The sequence below is a fragment of the Candidatus Saccharibacteria bacterium genome, assembly GCA_016700375.1.
Classification (GTDB): domain Bacteria; phylum Patescibacteriota; class Saccharimonadia; order Saccharimonadales; family UBA4665; genus JAGXIT01.
Genome location: CP065016.1, coordinates 206,087 through 228,366 on the forward strand (window position 1 = coordinate 206,087; position 22,280 = coordinate 228,366).

30 protein-coding genes and 1 pseudogene are annotated in these 22,280 nt (G+C 47.2%); 26 read left to right on the top strand and 5 right to left on the bottom strand.

Annotation, left to right across the window (positions count from 1 at the left end):
• Window positions 1-19: 19 nt before the first annotated feature.
• The 15 genes and pseudogenes from IPP75_01075 (at window position 20) to IPP75_01145 (ending at window position 10,207) form a co-directional block, all read left to right on the top strand.
• Entirely contained in the window at window positions 20-1,498 is a 1,479-nt protein-coding gene (locus IPP75_01075) for a hypothetical protein (GenBank protein ID QQS69719.1), read from the top strand.
• Window positions 1,499-1,510: 12 nt separating this feature from the next.
• On the top strand, window positions 1,511-1,849 hold the full coding sequence (locus IPP75_01080; protein QQS69720.1) for a hypothetical protein: 339 nt from the start codon (window positions 1,511-1,513) through the stop codon (window positions 1,847-1,849).
• Window positions 1,850-2,052: 203 nt separating this feature from the next.
• Window positions 2,053-2,775: a hypothetical protein gene (locus IPP75_01085; GenBank protein ID QQS70138.1), complete on the top strand. Its 723-nt coding sequence runs from the start codon at window positions 2,053-2,055 to the stop codon at window positions 2,773-2,775.
• Window positions 2,776-2,780: 5 nt separating this feature from the next.
• On the top strand, window positions 2,781-3,188 hold the full coding sequence (locus tag IPP75_01090) for a hypothetical protein (GenBank protein ID QQS69721.1): 408 nt from the start codon (window positions 2,781-2,783) through the stop codon (window positions 3,186-3,188).
• A gap of 49 nt (window positions 3,189-3,237) precedes the next feature.
• The gene (locus tag IPP75_01095; protein QQS69722.1) at window positions 3,238-3,870 is read left to right on the top strand and encodes a hypothetical protein; all 633 of its coding nucleotides are present in this window, start codon (window positions 3,238-3,240) and stop codon (window positions 3,868-3,870) included.
• Between the two features lie 21 nt (window positions 3,871-3,891).
• On the top strand, window positions 3,892-4,347 hold the full coding sequence (locus IPP75_01100; GenBank protein QQS69723.1) for a hypothetical protein: 456 nt from the start codon (window positions 3,892-3,894) through the stop codon (window positions 4,345-4,347).
• 446 nt (window positions 4,348-4,793) lie between these two features.
• Window positions 4,794-5,756: a hypothetical protein gene (locus IPP75_01105; protein ID QQS69724.1), complete on the top strand. Its 963-nt coding sequence runs from the start codon at window positions 4,794-4,796 to the stop codon at window positions 5,754-5,756.
• Complete coding sequence (locus IPP75_01110; GenBank protein QQS69725.1) at window positions 5,746-6,117, top strand: hypothetical protein; 372 nt, start codon at window positions 5,746-5,748, stop codon at window positions 6,115-6,117. The genes IPP75_01105 and IPP75_01110 overlap by 11 nt, the downstream gene beginning before the upstream one ends.
• 74 nt (window positions 6,118-6,191) lie before the next feature.
• Window positions 6,192-6,779, top strand: a complete 588-nt coding sequence (locus IPP75_01115) for a hypothetical protein (GenBank protein QQS69726.1) — start codon at window positions 6,192-6,194, stop codon at window positions 6,777-6,779.
• Window positions 6,780-6,783: 4 nt separating this feature from the next.
• Window positions 6,784-7,149, top strand: coding sequence for a hypothetical protein (locus tag IPP75_01120; protein ID QQS69727.1), 366 nt, complete (start codon window positions 6,784-6,786; stop codon window positions 7,147-7,149).
• 244 nt (window positions 7,150-7,393) lie between these two features.
• On the top strand, window positions 7,394-7,732 hold the full coding sequence (locus IPP75_01125; protein QQS69728.1) for a hypothetical protein: 339 nt from the start codon (window positions 7,394-7,396) through the stop codon (window positions 7,730-7,732).
• Window positions 7,684-8,049 (top strand): hypothetical protein, encoded by a 366-nt coding sequence (locus IPP75_01130; protein ID QQS69729.1) that lies wholly within the window; start codon window positions 7,684-7,686, stop codon window positions 8,047-8,049. Before IPP75_01125 ends, IPP75_01130 begins: the two co-directional genes overlap by 49 nt.
• Window position 8,050: 1 nt before the next feature.
• Window positions 8,051-8,473 (top strand): DUF4279 domain-containing protein, encoded by a 423-nt coding sequence (locus IPP75_01135; GenBank protein QQS69730.1) that lies wholly within the window; start codon window positions 8,051-8,053, stop codon window positions 8,471-8,473.
• Between the two features lie 137 nt (window positions 8,474-8,610).
• A pseudogene (locus IPP75_01140) lies at window positions 8,611-9,330 on the top strand (hypothetical protein).
• A 436-nt stretch (window positions 9,331-9,766) separates the two neighbouring features.
• Window positions 9,767-10,207, top strand: a complete 441-nt coding sequence (locus IPP75_01145) for a hypothetical protein (GenBank protein QQS69731.1) — start codon at window positions 9,767-9,769, stop codon at window positions 10,205-10,207.
• A gap of 297 nt (window positions 10,208-10,504) precedes the next feature.
• Here IPP75_01145 and IPP75_01150 read toward each other — a convergent pair whose 3' ends face one another.
• On the bottom strand, window positions 10,505-12,019 hold the full coding sequence (locus IPP75_01150) for a glycosyltransferase (GenBank protein QQS69732.1): 1,515 nt from the start codon (window positions 12,017-12,019) through the stop codon (window positions 10,505-10,507).
• A 359-nt stretch (window positions 12,020-12,378) separates the two neighbouring features.
• Between IPP75_01150 and secE the strand changes: the two genes are divergently transcribed.
• From secE to IPP75_01185, 7 genes are all read left to right on the top strand, one after another.
• Entirely contained in the window at window positions 12,379-12,561 is a 183-nt protein-coding gene (gene secE, locus IPP75_01155) for a preprotein translocase subunit SecE (protein QQS70139.1), read from the top strand.
• 8 nt (window positions 12,562-12,569) lie between these two features.
• Window positions 12,570-13,115, top strand: coding sequence for a transcription termination/antitermination protein NusG (gene nusG / locus IPP75_01160; protein QQS69733.1), 546 nt, complete (start codon window positions 12,570-12,572; stop codon window positions 13,113-13,115).
• A 48-nt stretch (window positions 13,116-13,163) separates the two neighbouring features.
• A complete protein-coding gene (locus IPP75_01165) occupies window positions 13,164-13,514 on the top strand; it encodes a four helix bundle protein (protein QQS69734.1) in 351 nt (116 codons plus the stop codon).
• Between the two features lie 162 nt (window positions 13,515-13,676).
• On the top strand, window positions 13,677-14,105 hold the full coding sequence (gene rplK, locus IPP75_01170; GenBank protein ID QQS69735.1) for a 50S ribosomal protein L11: 429 nt from the start codon (window positions 13,677-13,679) through the stop codon (window positions 14,103-14,105).
• 1 nt (window position 14,106) lies between these two features.
• Window positions 14,107-14,385 (top strand): hypothetical protein, encoded by a 279-nt coding sequence (locus IPP75_01175; GenBank protein QQS69736.1) that lies wholly within the window; start codon window positions 14,107-14,109, stop codon window positions 14,383-14,385.
• A gap of 112 nt (window positions 14,386-14,497) precedes the next feature.
• The gene (rplA, locus tag IPP75_01180) at window positions 14,498-15,424 is read left to right on the top strand and encodes a 50S ribosomal protein L1 (GenBank protein ID QQS70140.1); all 927 of its coding nucleotides are present in this window, start codon (window positions 14,498-14,500) and stop codon (window positions 15,422-15,424) included.
• Window positions 15,425-15,460: 36 nt separating this feature from the next.
• A complete protein-coding gene (locus IPP75_01185) occupies window positions 15,461-16,087 on the top strand; it encodes a hypothetical protein (protein ID QQS69737.1) in 627 nt (208 codons plus the stop codon).
• A gap of 21 nt (window positions 16,088-16,108) precedes the next feature.
• Here IPP75_01185 and upp read toward each other — a convergent pair whose 3' ends face one another.
• A complete protein-coding gene (upp, locus tag IPP75_01190; GenBank protein ID QQS69738.1) occupies window positions 16,109-16,783 on the bottom strand; it encodes a uracil phosphoribosyltransferase in 675 nt (224 codons plus the stop codon).
• A 417-nt stretch (window positions 16,784-17,200) separates the two neighbouring features.
• On the opposite strand from upp, the gene IPP75_01195 reads away from it, so the two are divergent.
• The 4 genes from IPP75_01195 (at window position 17,201) to IPP75_01210 (ending at window position 20,144) form a co-directional block, all read left to right on the top strand.
• Complete coding sequence (locus tag IPP75_01195; GenBank protein QQS69739.1) at window positions 17,201-17,587, top strand: hypothetical protein; 387 nt, start codon at window positions 17,201-17,203, stop codon at window positions 17,585-17,587.
• Window positions 17,588-17,722: 135 nt separating this feature from the next.
• Window positions 17,723-18,160, top strand: a complete 438-nt coding sequence (tnpA, locus tag IPP75_01200; GenBank protein ID QQS69740.1) for an IS200/IS605 family transposase — start codon at window positions 17,723-17,725, stop codon at window positions 18,158-18,160.
• A 447-nt stretch (window positions 18,161-18,607) separates the two neighbouring features.
• On the top strand, window positions 18,608-19,267 hold the full coding sequence (locus tag IPP75_01205) for an adenylyltransferase/cytidyltransferase family protein (GenBank protein QQS69741.1): 660 nt from the start codon (window positions 18,608-18,610) through the stop codon (window positions 19,265-19,267).
• A gap of 1 nt (window position 19,268) precedes the next feature.
• Entirely contained in the window at window positions 19,269-20,144 is an 876-nt protein-coding gene (locus IPP75_01210; protein QQS69742.1) for a hypothetical protein, read from the top strand.
• On the opposite strand, the gene IPP75_01215 is transcribed toward IPP75_01210, so the two are convergent.
• From IPP75_01215 to IPP75_01225, 3 genes are all read right to left on the bottom strand, one after another.
• Window positions 20,137-20,577, bottom strand: coding sequence for an HIT domain-containing protein (locus IPP75_01215; GenBank protein ID QQS69743.1), 441 nt, complete (start codon window positions 20,575-20,577; stop codon window positions 20,137-20,139). The two genes, IPP75_01210 and IPP75_01215, sit on opposite strands and share 8 nt — an antisense overlap.
• 105 nt (window positions 20,578-20,682) lie before the next feature.
• Window positions 20,683-21,666: a thymidylate synthase gene (gene thyA / locus IPP75_01220; GenBank protein QQS69744.1), complete on the bottom strand. Its 984-nt coding sequence runs from the start codon at window positions 21,664-21,666 to the stop codon at window positions 20,683-20,685.
• A gap of 39 nt (window positions 21,667-21,705) precedes the next feature.
• Window positions 21,706-22,191 carry a dihydrofolate reductase gene (locus IPP75_01225; protein QQS69745.1) on the bottom strand — a complete coding sequence of 162 codons (486 nt, stop codon included), beginning with the start codon at window positions 22,189-22,191 and terminating at the stop codon, window positions 21,706-21,708.
• Window positions 22,192-22,280: the final 89 nt, after the last annotated feature.

Below are 22,280 nucleotides of genomic sequence, written 5' to 3' on the forward strand. Positions count from 1 at the left end.
AGCGACCCCACTAAAAGCTATGCACTTAAGTCGTCCCGAAGGGAAGCTTGATGCCTATGCTCGGTATAAGTCACTGACCATAGATAGGGCGAGGAAAAGAACCAAACTCGGCCAGGCCAAATCCTACAGCTACGATACCGCCGGCAGGCTTGTGGCAGCTACCGTAGCTGGCAATACCTTTACTTATGGTTATGGCTCCCAAGACGCAAGCTGCGCCGGTAAACCTGGTGTTGCCACAGACCTATCCCTGGCTGGCAAAGATTCAAACAGGACGAGTCAAACGGTCAATGGCGTGAACACTACCTACTGCTACGACCAAGCAGACAGGCTGGTAGCCAGCAGCAATGCTCTCTATGACACTCCCGAGTACGACAGCCATGGCAATACCACTCGCCTTGGTTCTGGCGACACCACCACCAACTTCACCTACGACAGTAGCGACCGCAACACTGGCATCACCGAAACGAATGCCTCCGGGAGCATCACCACCACCTACGGACGTGATGTTCAGGGCAGGTTACTTTACCGACATCAGGACACCAACGGAACGAATGTAAGTAATGACTACTACGGCTATACTGCCTCCGGTGACTCCCCGGATTTCATTACAGATGTAAGTGGCACTGTCACACAGAAGTATCTATCGCTTCCTGGAGGGGTTAAAGTAACTATTCGTCCAGACAGAGCCAGTGCAGGTGCTCTAACATACAGCCTACCCAATATACACGGTGATGTATTTGCGACTATCGATGCAGACGGCAAGATACTCGGTACTTACCAAACCGGTCCATTTGGAGAGAAGCTACCAAACCAAACCACTCCCTGGAACACCCTAAACGGTGGTACAATGGGATATGTCGGTGCAGCCCTAAAGCTCACTGAAGCACAATTAGCACTTCAGCCCATACAAATGGGAGCGAGGGTATACATACCAGGACTCGGAAGATTCCTTTCCGTTGACCCAGTACAAGGTGGTACACCAAATAACTATGTGTATCCAGGTGACCCGGTGAACAACTATGACCTAACTGGCACATTAGCTCCACTTGTTGTTGCACTCGCACCGTTTGTAGGAAGAGTGGCCGTTGGTGCAGCCGTAAAGATGGCTACAAGCTACGGCGGCAAGAAAGTAGCCCAGCAAGCGGTAACGAAAAGCGTAGCGAAGAGTGCGACGAAAGCAACAGTTAGACAGGAAGCGAAGGCATCAATACCCCAAGGCACAAAGCAGGGACTGTACAGTTTCAATGAAAATGGAAGGCAGTACATTGGTAAATCTGTCAACGTACCGAATAGGATTAACACTCATATAGCAACCGGAAAGTACCAAGGCGGTGAATTGACAGTAAAGCCCATGCCAGGGGCTACAAACTTGCAGCTTCGTGTTGGCGAACAAACATGGATTAATCGATGTGGGGGCATCTGTGGCGGTGACCTAAGTAACAAAATTAACTCTGTGAGACCAGAACTTTGGGACCCACTTAGTATTCCTGGCCCGTAACTGGAGAAAAGAATGGATTGGATTTTAAGCTACCCTGAAAAGACGACACGTCAATTATTAAGAGACATATATGATGCTAACCCTTCGGGTTTTGGGAGGGCTAGAGAAATAACCTTTGTCTTGACGCATATAAAAGACCAAGATGTTGAAATTCTACTCAACGAGCTACACGAAAAAAACTGGGCGACATCGTACTTAAAAAAGACGCCCCATCATAGCTCGACAGTGGAATGTCTCCGACGAAACTATGTGCTGGACAACCTCCAGCTCCAGCTTGATGAGAAATATTTTAGTATGCTTGCAAACAAATACGAAATAACGTTCGATGGTTGGTTTACCGAGATTGTTTAGCGCTAACGCTGAAAGCCTCAGGCGCAGTCTACTCCATAAAGAACTTCCACGGCGACACCGCGCTCACCGTCAACGCGGCCGGTGTCCCGACCAGTTCCGTGCACCTTTACGACCCATTTGGGCAGACAGCACCGAGTGCAGCTTTTGGCACCGGCGGCTACGGTGGTTCTCCCAAAGACCCCAGCAATAGCTCAAACGAAGCAATGGCCTGGGCAGCTCACCCAAGCCGGAAGGCAGAAGCCAGCGACCTCTTTACCATACCCATCATTCAAATGGGAGCAAGAGTATACCTACCAACCCTTGGCAGATTCCTACAGGTAGACCCCATAGAAGGTGGTACAGCCAATGCGTATGTGTATGCACTCGACCCGATTAATCAGAGTGATTATAGCGGTATGTTCGTATTCGCAATTGCTGCAGCGGTACCATTCATCGCTGCCGCCGCAGTTGTTGCGGCAACAGCGGTAATAAGTAGTCCTAGCGCTGTAAGAGCAAGACAGGGGGCTGCAAAAAGCATTGCGAATGCAGTAGACAATACATGGAATAAAATCGGAGCATCACTAAAATCGCAAGCTCAACCAAAGGCAATAACAAACCCAGTCGCTCCCCCAAAACAATGCAACACGTACACTCTGGCGCCTCCACCTTATGCAGGTGTAAAGTATCCTTCTGCAAGTGCCTCGAACTATGCACAAAAACAAGCGGCTATTACGAGTACTCAATCCCTTCTTGCAATCGGGATTAGTCCGGGAGGTTTTCCGATTATGGGCAGTGGTCAACCAAAACGTCTTGACAACCCCCTTTACGCAAATGGTTGGACAAAATATAGTGTGCCCTATCCGGCTAATGACTTTGAAGTGCACTACAACCTTAATACTATTACATGCCAGTACGCTGATTTAAAGACAAAGGAAGGGCTATACTAACAGATATGCTATTACTCACGAACAAAGATATCGTCGACTATGGACCGATACTTCGCTTAAAGCGGGGAACCCTGTGCATATCTTTTGCCGAAAGTCATGATGCGGAAGAAGGAAGTAGAGTAGCAGTATTACCGCTAGAATTTAACTATGAAAATGAAGATATTGACCCAATATTTTTCGCTATGGAGAATTTTGATATTGTCGCTGACTTTACCTCAGAAAAATGGATTACAAAAAAGGTTGAGAATAATACGCACACCGAGATTTCTTCATTTCTCGAATGGTTTAATGGCGGCTTCTGGTATCGCGCACATGACTGGAGCTTAAATGGGGAAGACTACAGAACTATTAGAACATATTTCGAAGAATACAAATCGGTCTATTCTGCATGGCTCGAAAGCATAGAAAAGTAAATACCCAAATCTAAATTGACCCATAAAAGTCGGTACAGCCAATGCCTATGTGTATGCGCTCGACCCGATTAATCAGAGTGATTATAGCGGGCAGGGACTGTTTGGATTCCTGACAGCAGCAGTGGCAATCGTAAAGTATGCGGTCACAAACTACTCATCAAACAAATACGTGGCAGCAGCAACAAAAATTATTGCACCAGTGGTAAATGCGGTGAAGAGTATTGTTGCAGCAGCGCCAGCAGCCCAAGTCAGTGCAAAAACAGCCCCACCAGCAGTTAAACAGATTAATAGCATCTATCCAAAAGAAAGACTTGATTTCGGAAAGCTGAAACCAGAAAATAGGATTGGTGCGAATCCTTCGGCCCCCGTCTCATATCAAACAACACAAGTATCGGCAACTTTTTGCTTTGTATTCTGCGGGGATGTTGGACTGTCATCGGACGGCAGCGGCATACACCTTACGATTGGATATTCTCTCGGGCAAAGGTATGGAATATCCGCTGGTGTTGGAGGAGGACCTGGTAGGGTTGATACTGGTGGGCATGCTAACATTTCTTGCTCCGCTGGATTACTAGGAGGCGAGTTTAGCTCAGATGGTCTAAATAGCAACAGCTTTTCAGCTATGTTTAATTTTGTGCCTACTCAAGCAGGTTGTAGCTCAGGGCCAAGTGTGACCTTTTAAATATACACAAACGGAGGTGTTATGAGTAAAGAGTTAAAGTTTACCGGTTCAGGAGTGAATGCACCAAGTATAAAAGTTTCCCTCGCTCGCGCAAGTGAGTCACCGTCAAAATCATCGTTCACCGTAGGTGCTACTTGGCCGTTCGTTACATTAACATTGGGGAAAAAACGTGTAGAGTTTCGAATGCCAGGTGTTATCAAATTTGCAACAGCAACTGACAGTAAAATAACGTTAAGCAAGCTAGGCTACCTTTTCTTCCGCTCTGCTGACCCAAATAACGATTTCGGCTTTTCCACCTTAGCTTTAAATAGACTAATAGTAGGGTTAAAAGCAATGGGCTTTGAACTTGACAGCACATGTATAACTAATCTAAAGATCGCTAGATTGTTCCATGTCATATTTTTGTCTTTTGGCTTACTCTTCCTAGCCTGTGTATTCGCGGTGATGTTTGCAACAGGTACACGTGGTTTATCCTAGTACAGAGAGCGCTGGTGTGAATCTGACCCACGCGCACTTTTTCCCAAATAATGGGATTTGAGGGATTTGAGGATTTGAGGACTGTCCTCTAGCAGGAGGATTTGAGGACTGTCCTCTAGCAGCTAGCGGCAATGTGAATTCCCCATTTCACTATCATTTTTGCTACACTAAACCATAACCATGTACACCGCCGCGGCCGCATTTCAGCCTTTGCAATCCACTCGCTCTTCTCGCAATTTCGCTTCCTATGCTCGGTATAAGTCACTGGCAATTGGCCGAACAAGACAGAGAGGTCATGGCAATACACCCGCCTTGGCTTTGGTGCAAACGGCACACCCCAAACGTACTTCACATACGACTCGTCAGACCGCAACACCGGCATCACCGAAACCAACGCCACTGGCTCCATCACCACCACCTACGGTCGTGATGTCCAGGGCAGGCTCTTGTACCGTCACCAAGATACCAATGGCAGCAGTGCCAGCAATGACTACTACGGCTACACCGCCTCCGGTGACTCCCCAGATTTCATTACAGATGTAAGTGGCACTGTCACACAGAAGTATCTATCGCTTCCTGGAGGGGTTAAAGTAACTATTCGTCCAGACAGAGCTAGTGCAGGTGCTCTAACATACAGCCTACCCAATATACACGGAGATGTATTTGCGACTGTTGATGCAGACGGGAAGATACTAAACACCCATCAAAGCGGACCTTTCGGAGAGAAGCTAGCGAACCAAACCACTCCCTGGAACACCATTAGTGGTGGTACAATGGGATATGTCGGTGCAGCCCTAAAGCTCACTGAAGCACAGTTAGCACTTCAGCCTATTCAAATGGGAGCGAGGGTATACATACCAGGACTCGGTAGATTCCTTTCCGTTGACCCGGTTCAAGGTGGCACACCAAATAACTATGTGTATCCAGGTGACCCGGTGAATCAATACGACTTAAATGGAATGTGGGTGAGCCTATTGATTAAATTATTTGTAAGAGAAGGTGGTAAGCAAACAGTTAAGCAGACCGGAAAGGAAACCGTAAAACGGGGCGCAACAAAAGTTGCCACTAAAGTACAAAAAACAGGTGCTAATCAGACTATCCCCATTTCGAGTAGTACACAAAACGTGAATATCACTATAAAGTATAGTCGCCCAAACAACGCTACTACGATAGCCCAAAGAGTGAGCGTGCAAAATAAGCCTTGTGTGACTTGTGGCATACAGGGACAGAAAAACTACGCAGACCATATCCAACCGCTCGTAAAAGAATATTATCAGACAGGGACAATAGATCGTGTAAGGATGAGATCAATAGAGTCCGTACAGCCCCAATGTCCAAGCTGCTCAAATATTCAAGGTGGAAATTTAAGTAATTATAGTCGGGAAATGATAGATTATTATGGTTTATAATTCAAATAATATTGCTGTAAAACTTGAACAAAACACTTTGTGCAAGAAGTATAATGCTGAGTATTTGGAAGCCGCACCCGGCACGATAGTAGGTGTAGCAAAAGATTTCTCTATGGCAAAAATGCCAATAAACGGCTTGCGGCATCCCCGAGAAAAGAATGCATCAGGCTGGTATATATGGTCGGGAGATAAATATTCTTCAGAACAGGATTATTTTGAACCTATGCACCTTAGTCATGTAGTTGAAAAATACCCTGTTCTGCTGCCGTATCTGGGTTTAGCCCCTGGTTGGAGGTTCTTAATCGATCCGAATAATAGTTATGAGGATGTTTGGTTTGACAAGCAATTGCTTGATATCTAAACATATATCTGCTCCACGGTTTCTGAGGTTTACACTCGCACAAAACTCCCCTGAACACCCTAAACGGTGGTACAATGGGATATGTCGGTGCAGCCCTAAAGCTCACTGAAGCACAGTTAGCACTTCAGCCTATTCAAATGGGAGCGAGGGTATATCTGCCAGGACTCGGTAGATTCCTTTCCGTTGACCCGGTACAGGGCGGTACACCTAACAACTACGTCTACCCAAGCGACCCGGTGAATGAGCATGATTTAGATGGACGATGCTCGGCAAAATTTATTGACTGGTGTGCGAGAATGCTGACTCGCGGAGGTGATAAACTCGGCAGAGGTTTGCAATGGGCAGGCCAAAAAGCAATAAGGGGTGTACAGTGGGGAGCAGGAAAAGTAAATTCAGCATACCAAAAAACTTCAGGATTCTTGCAGAGGTCATGGTCGGGAACAAAGGATTTTGGTCAAAAGATTAGTCCTCGAAACGGAAGAGAGTTTAGTATTAATCAAATACGAATTAAGCCCATTGGAAACTGGCTGGCTAAGAATAAAGACGGTTCGCCCTACTGGCCAGCAAGAGCACCACACTATCATCGACAGGTCAAAGACCACTATGGCAACATTAAAAAGGGTGGCGGCATGAGTAGGCATAGACCATGGGAAGGGTGGTAAAGCCATGAAAAAGAAAATCTATATACATGCCGAAAGGGGAGATAATAATGTTTTCTCTCCAGAGAGCATAATTGGCGAAAAAACGGAGGCATATTTTAATAGTTTAGAATACGGAGACGTACACAGCCAGCTATTTCAAGTTTGGGAGTACCCTAGTGGAAGAATTTTTCTTGTCGTACCCGACAGAGTACTGAAACCTGACGATTATAGCACTCCCTACAGCACGAAGGCAGTAGTATGGCAACCTAAACTGCAATATGTTAAGACAGATAGAAAGCTAGTACGCGAAAAATTTAAAGTACTGACTTCTCATGAACAAAATATAGAACGTGCTCACAATTTTTTTACCAGATTAATGAAACGTAAATAATAATCAAGCCCCGGTTGCCTTACGGCCAGATCTTTTAAGGGGTATACCACCGTACATAAACCTGACCCACACTCACTTTTTACTCCTGTGTCATCCCGACCCCCGTATCAAGTACGGGGTAAACTCCGTGGAGGGATCTCGTTAGGCGTACATCAGACGGGATCTTTCGGCTTCGCTCAGGATGACATTCAAAAAGTGAGTGTGGGTCAGTACATAAACTCTATTAACCAATAAAAGTGGTACAATGGGATATGTCGGTGCAGCCCTAAAGCTCACTGAAGCACAGTTAGCACTTCAGCCTATTCAAATGGGAGCGAGGGTATATCTGCCAGGACTCGGTAGATTCCTTTCCGTTGACCCGGTACAGGGCGGTACGGCCAACAATTATGTATATGTCAATGATCCAGTAAACGACTATGACCTAGGCGGAACAATTGGTTGGAAGAAGTGGTTCAAAGACAGGTGGGGTAATACCAAGAGTGTAGCAAAAAAGGTTAACAATACAGCAAAAGCTACTATCGCCAAAACACAAGCTTGGGGAAAAAACATCCTGATCAAGCTCAAGTTATTGTATCTGTTTTAACTCTAGGTCGCGGTGGCGGTAAAGGCCCTAAGCTAGAGATGCCTAAGTTTGCTGGCAAGTCAGTAACAGGAAAATCGGGTAATGCACCCAATGGATCAACTCCCTCGCCAGCAACGCAAATGAAACGTTTGAGCAGAGGCGAAATTGATATCCTGAAGAAAGCAGGATACAGTCCTGAACAACTAAAAACAGATGTAGTAGGACCAAATTCAAGTAGATACGATATATTTAAAAATCAGAAGCAAGATTTATTTGTTAAGCCGAAAGATGGAAGTGGTCCTGGCGAACCATTAAATCTGAACATGGGAGGATTATAGTATGCAAGACGAAAGCACTTTCGGTGTATGTTTGTATGTTTCAAGTAATACTCTGAGCGTTGAAGAGCTAAATACTATAATCGGGATTAAAGCGGATGAATATCAAGAGAAAGGTGAAAATAAGAGGGTTGCTGGAAAAACATTACCCCAAAGATACGAGAGTAGTTTGTGGATTTACGACTCAAGATTTCACATCAGCAAACATCGTTACATTGATGAACATATTGAATATATTGCTGAGGTGCTTGAAAAGTTATCGGTCAGATCTAAAGAATATATAAGTTCCAGCCAACCAGTCATTGGTTTACGAGCTTATACTTACTCCGCCAACCCAGGAGCTTGTATAAAACCAAAGTTTTTACGTATTTTTTCAGGAATAAACGCAACCATAGATATTGATTTTTTCTCTGTAGAGTCTCAGTAAATTTCTAGGATTCACGAGGTTTATCCTCGTACAGGTAGCACCGATGTGAACTCACCACTTCACCCCATTTTGCTACACTTAAACCATAACCATCATGTACCCTACCGCAACACTATCGTCAGTCAGACCCACGAGCCATCAATCAAGCCCCGGTTCTTTCGACGCCTACTCGCGTTACAAATCCTCTCACCATCGGTCGACATCAGGCAGAGCGGTCGGCTACAAACGGCACAGCTCAAACCAACTTCACCTACGACAGTAGCGACCGCAACACCGCCATCACCGAAACGAATGCCTCCGGGAGCATCACCACCACCTATGGCCGTGATGTCCAGGGCAGGTTACTGTACCGCCACCAAGACACCAACGGAACGAATGGCAGTAATGACTACTACGGCTACACCGCCTCCGGTGACTCCCCAGATTTCATTACAGATGTAAGTGGCACTGTCACACAGAAGTATCTATCGCTTCCTGGAGGGGTTAAAGTAACTATTCGTCCAGACAGAGCCAGTGCAGGTGCTCTAACATACAGCCTACCCAATATACACGGTGATGTATTTGCGACTATCGATGCAGACGGCAAGATACTCGGTACTTACCAAACCGGTCCATTTGGAGAGAAGCTACCAAACCAAACCACTCCCTGGAACACCCTAAACGGTGGTACAATGGGATATGTCGGTGCAGCCCTAAAGCTCACTGAAGCACAATTAGCACTTCAGCCCATACAAATGGGAGCGAGGGTATACATACCAGGACTCGGAAGATTCCTTTCCGTTGACCCAGTACAAGGTGGTACACCAAATAACTATGTGTATCCGGGTGACCCGGTGAATAACCACGACCTAACTGGCACGCTAGCTCCACTCGTTGTTGCACTCGCACCGTTTGTAGGAAGAGTGGCCGTTGGTGCAGCCGTAAAGATGGCCACAAGCTACGGCGGCAAGAAAGTAGCCCAGCAAGCGGTAACGAAAACTGCTACGAAGAGTGCATATCAGAAGTATCAGATTGGCATGCAGGGAGCAAAGGTAACTCAGAACACCACACGCATCGACTCCGCACTTTCACCTGGTAAATATAGAGTACCTGACGCATTAACACGTTCGACTATCACCGAAGTAAAAAACGTTAAGTACCAGAGTTATACTTCACAGCTTAAAGATTATAGTGCTATCGCAAAGAGAGATAATCTCCAATTTACATTGAAGATCAATAATAGCGCTCGTTTAAGTGGTCCCCTAAAACAGGCAGAAAACGATGACTTTTTGAGAATTATAGGATATTAACTCGATGACAGAATACAGCAAACAGCTCGCATATACTAAAGTTCCTATTAAAAACCAAAGATGGCTACTTGAAACGGCTATCGATGCCGCTAAAGACGAGGGATACGATATAAGCGCACTGAATCGTGATTGCTTACAGCTCATTGATAACATGCTCAAAAAAATTCAACGCGGCACCGCAAAATTACCAAATTCACAAAGATTAGAAATTGCGCAAGGTGCTGCCATAGAATACGCAGCAGCTATAATTGCTATTGTTGAAAATGAAACCCAAACTAGTGGGCAGTGGTACTATCATCATAAGAAATTTGGCAAGGATACATTCCCTTACGTATTAGGAGAAAAAACGATATTTCCTTACGTGTGGGCTCTAAAAACCATCCAAACACCTACCTCCGACAGCGTAAAAATCAAGTATGAGCAGATCATAAATGCCACCGGGTAAACGAGGGTTCACAAGGTATATTGAGGGTTCACAAGGTATATCCTAGTACAGAGAGCAGCAATGTAAATTTCTCATTACGTCGCATTTGGTACAATAAGTTCACTGCACCTTAAAACTACTACGGCTACACCGCCAGTGGCGATAGCCCAGACTTCATTACAGATGTAAGTGGCACTGTCACACAGAAGTATCTATCACTTCCTGGAGGGGTTAAAGTAACTATTCGTCCAGACAGAGCCAGTGCTGGTATAGCCGCGAGTTAGTGACTGTTCTTCACAAAAAAGCAGTTCACTAAGGTTAATCGGGTAACTTTGGCAGGCTTGGTTCGACGCGCATAACGGGTATGCAGACGTTTCGGCCTTTCCAGTTTACGGTGCCGAACTCGTAGCGTAGCATCGAAATATGCAGCATGACGATATCTGCAGCAAACCCAAACGGAGCCGTCAGAAACGCCACCAGGGGACTATTTAGCTTTGTTTGGACCGATATTAGGTAGTACATAACCTCTACCGCAAGCACGTTGCCTAACCACAGCGCCAAGTACCCCCCAGTGTGCGGCAGCAAAAAACTGAGAGGAAGACCTATGAACGGCCCCAAGAAGAACGTAAGCTCAAACAATGTTGTTGCCGCCACAAGCTCAAGCCTACGGTGTAATTGTGGGTAACGCACACGCACCGTAGTATCAAACTGTTCCTGGAACGACTTGGTACTATGAACTTGCAGTGCGCCGTTGGTTCGCACGAAGGTATATATATCCCTTGTCACAGCTTGTTTCGCAAAATGTGCTTCCGGTGAAACACTTTGTGTCACCGCAGCAAATCCTCCAAGTTCAGCGAGCAAATCTGCCCGTACTACCCAGCAAGTACTAAGTACCGGGGGCCTTTTAAAAAGTCGCCTCGGCAAACAAAGCTCCCAGTAGTAGCGCATAGTCTGCAGAAAAGACACTATTTTGTCGCCACTATGCGAGCGCGTCGGTAGTACACTCAACATCTCTTTTTTGCGTGAGAGCATAGTTTCAATAATTGCCCGCACAGCGTGTGACTCAAAAAGCGTATCAACCCCACAGAACACGAGTACACTACCCGACGCTTCAGAACGAAGCTGTTCGTAGGCATAGTTTTTTGCCACCCAATCGTCTGGCGGCACCTGGCCCTTTATGAACCGAACACCATTTTGGGCGTACTCACGAATAATCTCTGGTGTTTTTCTGCCTATGGAACAGTCATCGAGCACAAGAATTTCAAGTTTTGGATAATCGTTGGCTATGAGGCTCTCTAGACACTGCCGCAGGGCATCGGTTTCATCTCGTGCGGGTACTAACACACTGACGCTGGGCAGCTCTGCATCAGTATAGTGCTGGTTTATTTCTGCAGGCTTTGCGTATTCCCATGTTCGCAGGCTCGCCCGCAACAGCGCCAGAATACCTAACAGCTGAACTGCTCCAATCACCCCAAACACGACCACTGCGTCAACGTCTCGTACCGACCATAAGAGTGTGGCAAACACAACCTGAACAGACACAATCCAGCTGTGACTTCTTATTGAGACAGCTCTTAGGCGAGGACCGTGCATCCGGTACCGTGCAAATCGCGCAATATTGAGGAGGCGGTATGGCATAAGCAGCATCGGCACGCACCAAATTGCCCAATCATAAGCCAAGAGACTAGCATTTGCTGAAACTATTCCAATTACTATAACTCCAACGGTGAAGTGCCGCAAAAATACCTTTTTCCCGAGTAATGACGTACCGAACAGATAGATACACGCCTCAAGCGCGGCAACAAACGCCCAGAAGCCAAGCCAAACATACATGTTTTTACTATAGCAGCTTCTTTTGCGCGGAACATACTTTCTGCTAGTATCGCGATGAAACATCTTGACTCCGGTGCGCGAATGACGTACTCTTGACATAGAACGCCTACAACACTGTAGGCTTTTTAATTGGGATAATTGGCCTCACGGGCCGAAAGTGAGAAACATCGGTGGCAACCAAGAAGAAAAAATCAGTAGACGAACAGACTCTTTGGCAAGTTTTTTGGAGCGGTTTTGTACTACCCGCAAAGCTTTTGTGGCGCGGCCTGGTTTGGCTGAGTCATCAGTTCCCACTGAAGCACATTGGTCATGCGCTCCGCTGGATAGCGCAGCTGCCGCCGTTTCGGCTCCTTTGGCGCATTCTTGGCCTAACGTATATTCGTGCAAGCTGGAAAGAGCTTCGCGGCGTTACGTGGCCTACGTTCCGAGATAGTGTGCGGCTTACCACTGCCGTTATCATATTTTCAATACTGTTTGGTCTTATGATTGCTGTGGTGGACTACGGCCTAGACAAAGTCTTTAAAGAGCTATTTGTGAAATAAGGAGTTATATGAGTACGAAGCGCTACGACACAAGCAAACAATGGTATGCCATACACACCTACAGCGGCTACGAAGAAAAGGTTGCCGAGAGCATTCGCCAACGAGCCGAGTCGCTCGACATGAAAGATAAAATCTTTCAAGCTCTTGTACCGAAAGAAAAGCAAATTGAGATTAAGAACGGCAAACGCAAGATTGTCGAAAAACGTATTTTCCAAGGCTACGTGCTCGTCCAGATGAAACTGAGTGAAGATGCTTGGTACATTGTACGCAACACACCAAGTGTAACCGGCTTTGTCGGCAGCGGCACCGAACCAACGCCAGTTGACCCAGATGAAATTGAGAAAATCCAGAAGCGCATGGGCTTAGAGCAGCCAAAGCACAAGATAGACTACGCTATAGGCGAGGTGGTAAACATCATCGACGGTCCATTCAAAGGCTTTGACGGCTCTGTATCAGAGATTGACCCCCAAAAGGGCAAACTCAAAGTCCTCGTCAATATGTTCGGCCGCGAAACCCCAGTAGAACTTGACTCGTTGCAAGTAAAACGAGTCTAGGCGCAACGACCAACAATCAAGTTATCGACGTTCAACAAACTATCAACTATGCAACATATTAACCAGCAGCTTGAAGAAAGAATGCTTAATTTCAGTGTTGCCGTGGTCAGACATTGCGCAAAGCTCAAACAACCTATTCTCAAACCTATTACGTCACAAGTAATTAGGTCGGCATCTAGCATTGGTGCAAATTTTGTAGAGGCTAATAACGGCTCCTCAAAGCAAGATTTCCGCAACAAGATATTTATCGCCAAAAAAGAAGCAAACGAAACGAAATATTGGCTCCGAATGTTACAAAAACTTGGTGATAGTACAGATGAATTACAGTGCCTCCTCTCTGAAGTCCAAGAATTTATCCTTATCTTGCAAAAAATCATCAATACTCTAAAACACAGTTGACTTGTTGTTTGTTGCTAGTTTGTTGATAACTTGATAGTTGAACGTTGTTAGTTGACCTATTCTATGCTAGAATAGTCTCTGTTACGCACTACTTAAAGGTAGGAGAACGGCGAGGCTAGCTTCAAATGCCTCATAATATCCCGTTCGAAAAGGAGATAACTGATGGCAAAAGTCGTCAAAGCAAACTTAAAAATGAAAATTAAAGGTGGGCAGGCTTCTGCCGCGCCACCCGTGGGTTCTACCCTCGGTCAGTACGGCGTGAACATGATGGATTTTATCCAGCCATTCAATGACGCCACCAAAGACATGCAGGGCAAAACCGTCACGGCGCACATCACCATTTACGATGACCGCACCATGAGTTTTCGCGTGGTCGCAGAACCAACCGACGACCGCATTCGTGCGGCTCTTGGCATACAAAAGGGTTCTGGCCGACCAAACAGCGAAAAGATTGCGAAGAAGCTCAGCCAGGCTGACTTGCGCAAAATAGCCGAAGAAAAAGCCAGCGACATGAACACCGACGACGTAGAAGCCGTCATGAAAATGGTAGCCGGCACCGCCCGAAGTATGGGTGTCGAGGTGGAGGCATAATATGGGCGGAGAAACTAAGCCTGCAAAGGCCCTTGGATATGCTTTTTCAAATGCTCCAAATCTTGAATCACATCACCTAATGAGTGCACTGAATGCAAGTGGCGTAGACGCCAGTCATACTGGTGAAGCACATCCAATACAAATTCACGTGCCACCACGCGAAATAGTTGTAGAGCAACCGACAGTGGAACAACGCGCAGCCCGTATGATTGCTGAACTACAACCCGCCGGAACACTACACGGGGATGCGTTTAGAGAATCAAATCAGCACCTATTATAAAAAATTATTTGTAAAAATTTGTGGGACCCTTCTTTGCAAAAGCTACGAAGGGGTTTGTACCACGAAAGGAGAATGAATTATGGTAAAGAAAAAAGTAGATGATGCAGCGGCAATGGCGCTCGAGCTTGAGGCTCAGGCTGCAGCTGCTCTTGCGGCAGAAAACACAGCTGAAACGAATGAAGTTGAGGTAACAGAGGAAAAAGACGCATCCCAGGTGAAAGCAACGGCCAAGGCAGGCAAACGAAGTGCCAAAGGCATCGAAGAAGCCGAAGCTAAGGCAGAGAAAATTGAACACCAGAAACACCGCGACGAAGAAGAGGCCGAAGCCGAGGCAAAACCAAAGGCTCCGGTAAAACCAACGCGCAGCCGCCTAGAACGCCGCAGCAAGGGCTACCGCAAAAGCGCCGAGCTGGTTGAAAAAGGCAAAGTATACGCACTGGGTGAAGCGCTAGAACTCGCTACCAAAACCAGCAGTGTCAAGTTTGATGCAAGCGTAGAGCTCCACGTGAACCTCGGAGTAGACCCACGCCAGGCCGACCAAAACATCCGTGCTAATCTTGTGCTTCCACAAGGTACCGGCAAAACCGTACGCGTCGCTGTATTTTCTGACGACAAAGTCACTGGTGCAGACCTCGCGGGTGTAGAAGAAATCACCAAGCAACTTGATAAGGGCGAAATTAGTTTCGACACCCTCATCGCTACACCAGCCAACATGCCAAAGCTTGGCAAATACGCTCGTCTGCTCGGGCCACGCGGTCTCATGCCGAACCCAAAGAGCGGCACGGTCACGACCGATGTGCAAAAGGCTGTTTCCGAAGCAAAAGCCGGCCGCGTTGAATACCGCGTAGACAGTACCGGTATAGTCCATCTTGCCGTTGGCAAAGTCAGCTTTGGCGGAGCAAAACTACTCGAAAACGCAGCCGCCGTCATGGCCAACATAAAGAGCGCCAAGCCACAAAGTGTAAAAGGCAACTACATCAAGGCTGTTCACATCACAACCACCATGGGCCCCAGCATCCCCGTCAACCCAAACGAATAAAACGTAATTCAACTGCGGTGGGAGAATGGTTACTATATGTCAGAATTCACCTTTACAAAGCCAGAAGCAGGTGCGGATTTCCTCCAGTACGAAGTACGCCGCTTACCAAACGGAGTACTCGCCGCCTGTGTCCAGTGGTCGCCTGACCAGCTGGATTGGAACCCTGGGCGACACCAGAAACATTCTGATGATTTGGCGGCCAGACTGCAACATATTGCAGAAGCTGCCGGTGAACGCGGGCCAATAACCTCGTGGGAATCATTGGCTGGTCTCAGTTTTGAAGCTGCAAGTACCATTCGCAACCGAAACGCACAATGGCAAGAAAAGCTTTTCATGCATGGCTACGGTATCGTCGTTATTGCTCAAGCCGAAACCCGAGACGATCCCACTGTCCACCCATACATCGATTATGAAGTATCTGGAAATGTCGGTATAGCAGTGACTAGTCCTTCCACGCAGCAAGAAGCAGAGTATATAAAAAAATATGTAGGTAATCCTCGTGCGTATCTAAGCGTAAGCCACAGTCACAACTTTCCGGTAGCGTTGCCTGTAACTGCGCATTTGGGACCGAGCAGCGCCATTGAGGCTATGGCACAAAATAGCTTTAGAGTAGATGCTGAGACCCGCGCTCATCTCGGATCTCTGACACTCACAGCAAACTAAGCCTATTCAGTAATAGATTTACTACGCTTGTTTCTTTTCGCCGAAGGCGAGGTCGCCGGCATCGCCGAGGCCGGGGACAATGTACTTTTGGTCATTAAGCTCGGGGTCTATTGCCGCACACCAGATGGCTGCGTGCTTAAAACCGCGCTGTTCTAGGCCAGCACGCACGGCATCCACCCCCGCTTGCGCAGCAATAGCCACAACTACGTGTATGTTGCTCGGCTGCCCGCCTTCGGCGATGAACTCGTCTATGCCATCGAGCAAGGAAGAGCCAGTTGCAAGCATGGGGTCAGCAACAATCAGCAAGCGACGGCTTACATCTGGGCAGGTGCAATAATCTGCCTGTACAGTAAAATCGCCATTTGCGTCGTGTTTGCGGTAGGCCGCCAGAAAGGCATTATCTGCCTGCGGAAACACCTGCATGACACCATTCCACAGCGGCAAACCAGCCCGGAGTATGGTCGCCACAACTGGTTGTTGGGTCAGTCTGTAGCCGTGGGTTTCTTGTAGCGGGGTTTCAATAGCGATTTTTTCGTAGTGCAGCGTTTTGCTCAGCTCGTTAGCCAGCAAAAAACCCACCCGCTCCATAGTACGCCGAAACCGCTCTCGTTCGCCGTGAACCTCCACGTCACGTAAATCCGTCACGCACTCAAGGATATTCCCGCCCAAATCACTTATATTATGCACTGTAGCCATGTGTCCTCCGTTGTTACCTATTGTACATCTTAGTGCACAATTTCATCATTTGTTCGTAAATGAATGAGTATAAACTGATTTTGCTGGTCTTAATGTTATGCAAAATATATATGCAGCGGTTCTAGCGAATTTACCAAACCTCCGCCCATACTCTATTATTTTACGGATTGTGGTTGTTCAGCTTACACGCACCGTATGCCGCAAAGGTGATGGAAGGTTACGAGTACCTGAATCTCAAAACCCTTCCTGCTATACCATGCTGTCATCCCAGTGAAAGCTGGGATCCAGAAATATATACCGGATTCCCGCCTTCGCGGGAATGACACTTTGGAGGTTTTGAGATTCAGGTACGAGCAAATTGACATCTCGCCCAAAGATATATATAGTATGACAATATCAATGGCAAGGAGTGTGTGTATGAAGTATATGAAATCATTAATAATGACCGGTACTTTCCTGATTGCAGTGGCAACAATAAATATTGCAGGGGCGCAATCTGCGAGCGCAGCATGTGTGGACTATCAGTATGGCTATTCAACGACAACCAAGACTTGTGTCAAGTATATACAAATTTTGGCTAATGAAATCTATGCAAAAAGGAGTGTTGGCGCATACCGTGCACCTCTAGTTGTTGACGGCAAATATGGCTCCCTGACTACCAGCTACATCACCAATATTCAAGCGTATTCTAACGTTGCACTTCGGAACCCTGACGGATCACAGGGTCAAACTATATTTTTGAGTAAGGATGGCATCACAGGTCGCCAAACCTGGGCGGTTCTTTGTAATTACCCCATAAGGTAAACCACTAGTTCTACTAGTGTGACTCGCAAAGGTTTGACCTTCCCAGTAGTAACCCAGAAAATAAGAGCACCCGGAACCGTTTAGGTTTCGGGTGCTCTTCTTGCGATTGGTTGCCCCGCTGAAAGGAAACCATCTATGTCTACATCGTTAGACTACCATAGCTTATCTCATTCAAAATGGGATTTGAAGTACCATATTGTCTTCATCCCGAAAGGGAGAAGGAAAGCTCTCTACGGTGAGATACGCCCACGGTTGGGTAGAATATTTCACGAGCTGGCTAACCAAAAAGAATGCAAGATTCTGGAAGGCCATCTCATGTCCGATCATGTTCACATGCTCATGGAGATACCACCAAAGTACAAAATCTCTGAAGTGATTGGCTTCATGAAGGGCAAAAGCGCTATTGCCATTGCCAGAGAGTTCGGCGGTAAGACCAGAAATTTCACGGGTGAACATTTCTGGGCCCGGGGCTATGCTGTTTCAAGCGTTGGATTTGAAGAGCAGGCCATCAGAAAGTACATCAGAGAGCAGGAGATCGATGACACAGCATCATCGGCTCAAGGAGCCTTCTAACTAATCAAACTAATACTGCGGGGCAACGATCGCCTTTTAGGCGACCCCACTCAGCAAGCCACCGGCATGCCGGTGGTGTCTGACTACAGCCATGTTTTTCGAAGTAACCCGAATTATTATGTATTAAGCGCTGCGGGTTGCACAAAAAGTGATGGCACCTATACTGCATTTGACTACTTCTATGCCGTTGGCATGTCAAGCACCCCCCATTGAATACACTCTTCCCGTGCGTGGTTAGTCACAGGGCTGACCCACACTCACTCTTTACTCCTGTGTCATCCCGACCCCCGTATCAAGTACGGGGCAGGCTCCGTGGAGGGATCTCGTTAGGCGTACATCAGACGGGACCTTTCGGCTTCGCTCAAGATGACATTCAAAAAGTGCACGTGGGTCAGAGTATGGATAAGTTTGATGACTATACCCTCTTTGTATTACTATTAAAAAGATATGGATGACCCAAAATACAGTGCCAGGACGAACGTTCACGCCGACAGAGGCGTGTTAGGCTATGGCTCGAACCCAGAAGCCCGTTTCATTCGCGACCATGCCACGCTACGAGCCTATGTGGAAGCACTGAAGACGCTTGGAATGAAGATTGTCCTCACCTCTGGTACCTTTGACCTTATACATGTTGGTCATGCGCGGTACATGGAACGTGCAAAATCCTACGGAGATGTCTTGATTGTCGGCGTCGACTCAGACGCAAAGGTAAAAAAACGCAAAGGACCGACCCGACCGATTGTCCCAGAGGAAGAGCGCGTCCAAATGCTAGCCTTTTTGCGCTCGGTCGACCTCATTACGCTCAAACACATCGATGACCCAAAGTGGAACCTAATAAAATTGGTCGAACCGGACTGTCTTATCGTAACAGCAGAAACGTATGAAGCTGCAGAACTCCAAAAACTAGAAAAATACTGCGGCAAAGTTGTGGTTTTAGCTCCGCAAGCCACCACTTCTACCTCCGCTCAAATACGACGTATGCAAATAAGCTGGAGCGCCAACATCGTCGAGCCGCTTACAGAAGTGCTTCGGCACGACAGCCTGCCGGCGGCCTCTAAGGCTATCATAGAAAAAATTGTCCACGGTGTAAAACGAGCAAAAAAATAGTATGAACCAGCAGATAATCATTTGTTATGTTCCAGTCATTCACTCGGGGTACTTAGAGCTTTTTGATACGTACCCTCGCGCCACTATCGGTGTTTTAGGTGATACAGTGCTCAAAAAGCGGTTTGATTACCTCCGTAAAGACGTTCGTGCCTTGCGACCAGACACTGCTGCAGAAATACTATCGGGCATGAAACGGACTGCCATAGTTCTTGAAGAAAACGACCTTGTAAATGCCTTAGAAAAGTCTGAAATCATTATGCCTGACGATGATATCAGCCATATTCTAGTAGAAGAATTTCATGTAACTCAGGCTGTTTTTGCACCGGTCTTTCTGCGTTGGGACAGAAAAGCCGTGGACACAAATCAAACCGTGCAGCCCGACAGAACTATTGAGCTTCCGGCAGAAGACAAAGTCGTAACCGCGCTTTATGAAGAGGCAAGCAAAAGCACCAACTGGTGGCGCAATGTTGCCGCTGCCATTGTTGAAAACGGAGCAGTGCAGTCTGTAGCACACAATAGTTCAGTGCCGACCGAATATTCATCTGCTGTTGATGGCGACCCGCGCATAACGGCAAGTCGCGGGGCAAATATAGATACGTCCGTAGATATCCATGCCGAGGCACGGTTAATCGGTGAGGCCGCAAAACAAGGTGAAAAACTCGCGGGCAAGTCGCTGTACGTAACCACCTTCCCATGCCCCACGTGCGCAAAGTTAATTAGTGCGAGTGGTATCAAACACTGCTACTTTGTAGACGGCTACGCAACTATAGACGGCCAATCCATTTTGAAAGCGAACGGAATTGAAATAGTGAAGATTGTGTCGCTGGCCGTTTCCTCGTCCTCGCGTCAAAAACCACGCGTATACCCGGCTAACTGATTTTGAACTTCACTTTTGCGTCGGCAGGTTTGTTTTTATCTGGCACAATAATATGGGCGTGCAAGTGATTTACTGAAGCGCCGTTATGTCGCACATCACCAAAGCGCATCGCGAGACCCCCACAATTTATCTTATACTCTAAAATAGCCCAGCGCACGTGTTCAAACAATTCTTCGCCTGCACCCGCCGGAAGCTCATCAATCGATTCGACATGCTTGCGCGCAATCGCCAGCAAATGCACCCTGGTGTGCTCATAAGGCCACTGATTTGCCGTGATAACCCAATGCTCTCCCTCTCGAAGTACGGGGGTTTTGTGGTAGGTTGGCAAATGCTCTGTGTCAAACGGACACACCCCCGCATTGGCACTGGCCTGCATGACCTTTCGTTGCTCATCGTGGCGTGCATTATCCATATTTATGAAATCTTGAGCCATAATTCTGTCCCCATTAACATATCTGAAAGCAATTATACATGAGCGCAGCGAACGAGCCGACAGGCGAGCTTTAGTATAGGAGGAGAGCAAGGCTCTCCTTTACATTCAAACTGCCGTTCCACCCATACGAATTGGTGGATGTGCGGTGTACTCTTCGATTGAAAAATGTTCTGTACGAAAATCTTCCAACCGCTTCACGCTTGGGTCGACCTTGAGTAGCGGGAATGGATAAGCTGGGCGGGAGAGTAGTTCATCGACCATAGCCGCGTGTTGGTCATACATGTGGGCGTTTGAGATAACGTGCACGAGCTTACGCGGCTTATAGCCTGTCACCTGCGCCACCATAATGAGTAGCAGGGCGTAGTGCACCATATTAAACGGTACGCCTATAGGCACATCACCGCTGCGCTGAAAATGCACTAAGGACATCTCACCGTTTTTGACGTCAATGTTGTAGTGCTGAAGACCGTGGCACGGCACAACAAGAACCTTTTGCTGACGGCCGGGTGCCCGCGAAATATACTGCGGAATGAAAGGCGTAACTATATGTGTGCGCAGCTCTGGCCGTGCCTTCATTTGCCCTATCATCACGCCGTACTGGTTAAACCCACCTTCTTCCAGCGTAGGAAAATCGTGAAAAGCTGCACCATACGAGCCAGGGCCGAGGTCGCCCAGCTCCAACCCGCGTTTTTTGGCTTTTGCTTCGTCCATGGTCCATGGTTTCCAGAACTTACAACCGTAGGCCTCCAGCTCTTGTTGAGTTCGCGCTCCATTTATGAAGCCGAGGATTTCGCCGACTGATTGCCGTACCATGCCAACAAGCTCCCGGTGTGTTTCGTCCGATTGGTACGCTGCAATTGCTTCTGGTGTTGAGACCTTGGTAAGGTCACGTTCAGTGATGAGCGGGAACCCGTTTTCAAGGTCGTACTCGAGAATTGCGCCAAGCACCTCAGTAGAACCTTCGTCCATGCCAGACTGGGCAGGATTGCCAGTTTCCTTTATACGGCGCAACAGCGTTTTGTACTGTTCATCTGGCGTACGAATCTTTTTATACGCAACTGGCGAAACATGGGTAGTTATATCTGACATCAAAACCTCCACTTAGTCTGTATTAGTATATCACCCAGTTTATAGTCGTTCGTAGACAACAAAATCGTATGCGTACTGGTTTTTTTCGTCGCTGAAGTGCTTTTCGCGGGAAGCTTCTCGCCAGATTGCTGGGTCAATAGCGGGGAAGTGAGCGTCACCATCTATACGGGCATGAACTTCGGTTACATACAACCGGTTGGCCAGGTGGATTGTGGCTGCGTACACCTGCGCTCCGCCAATGACAAAGATATCGTCGCCCAGACTACGAATATCTTCGATGTTGTGAATAACCTCAACACCATGGCTAGCAAATACTGGGTCGCGTGTGAGTACCACATTGCGGCGGTTCGGCAGGGGCTTTCCCAGACGCTTCAAAATAGATTCGAATGTTGTCCGCCCCATCACCACGGTATGTCCAGAGGTGATTTCTTTGAAGTGTTTTAGGTCGGCAGGCAAATACCACGGTAAGTCATTCCGCGCGCCAATAACATTACCATCCGCCATCGCAACAACTATCGTTACCATGCATCTAGTATAGCGAATACCCTGGCTTCCACCCACACTTTCCGCTTTAGTATCAATTCTGTCCCAGCTGGGACAATATTGATACTTTG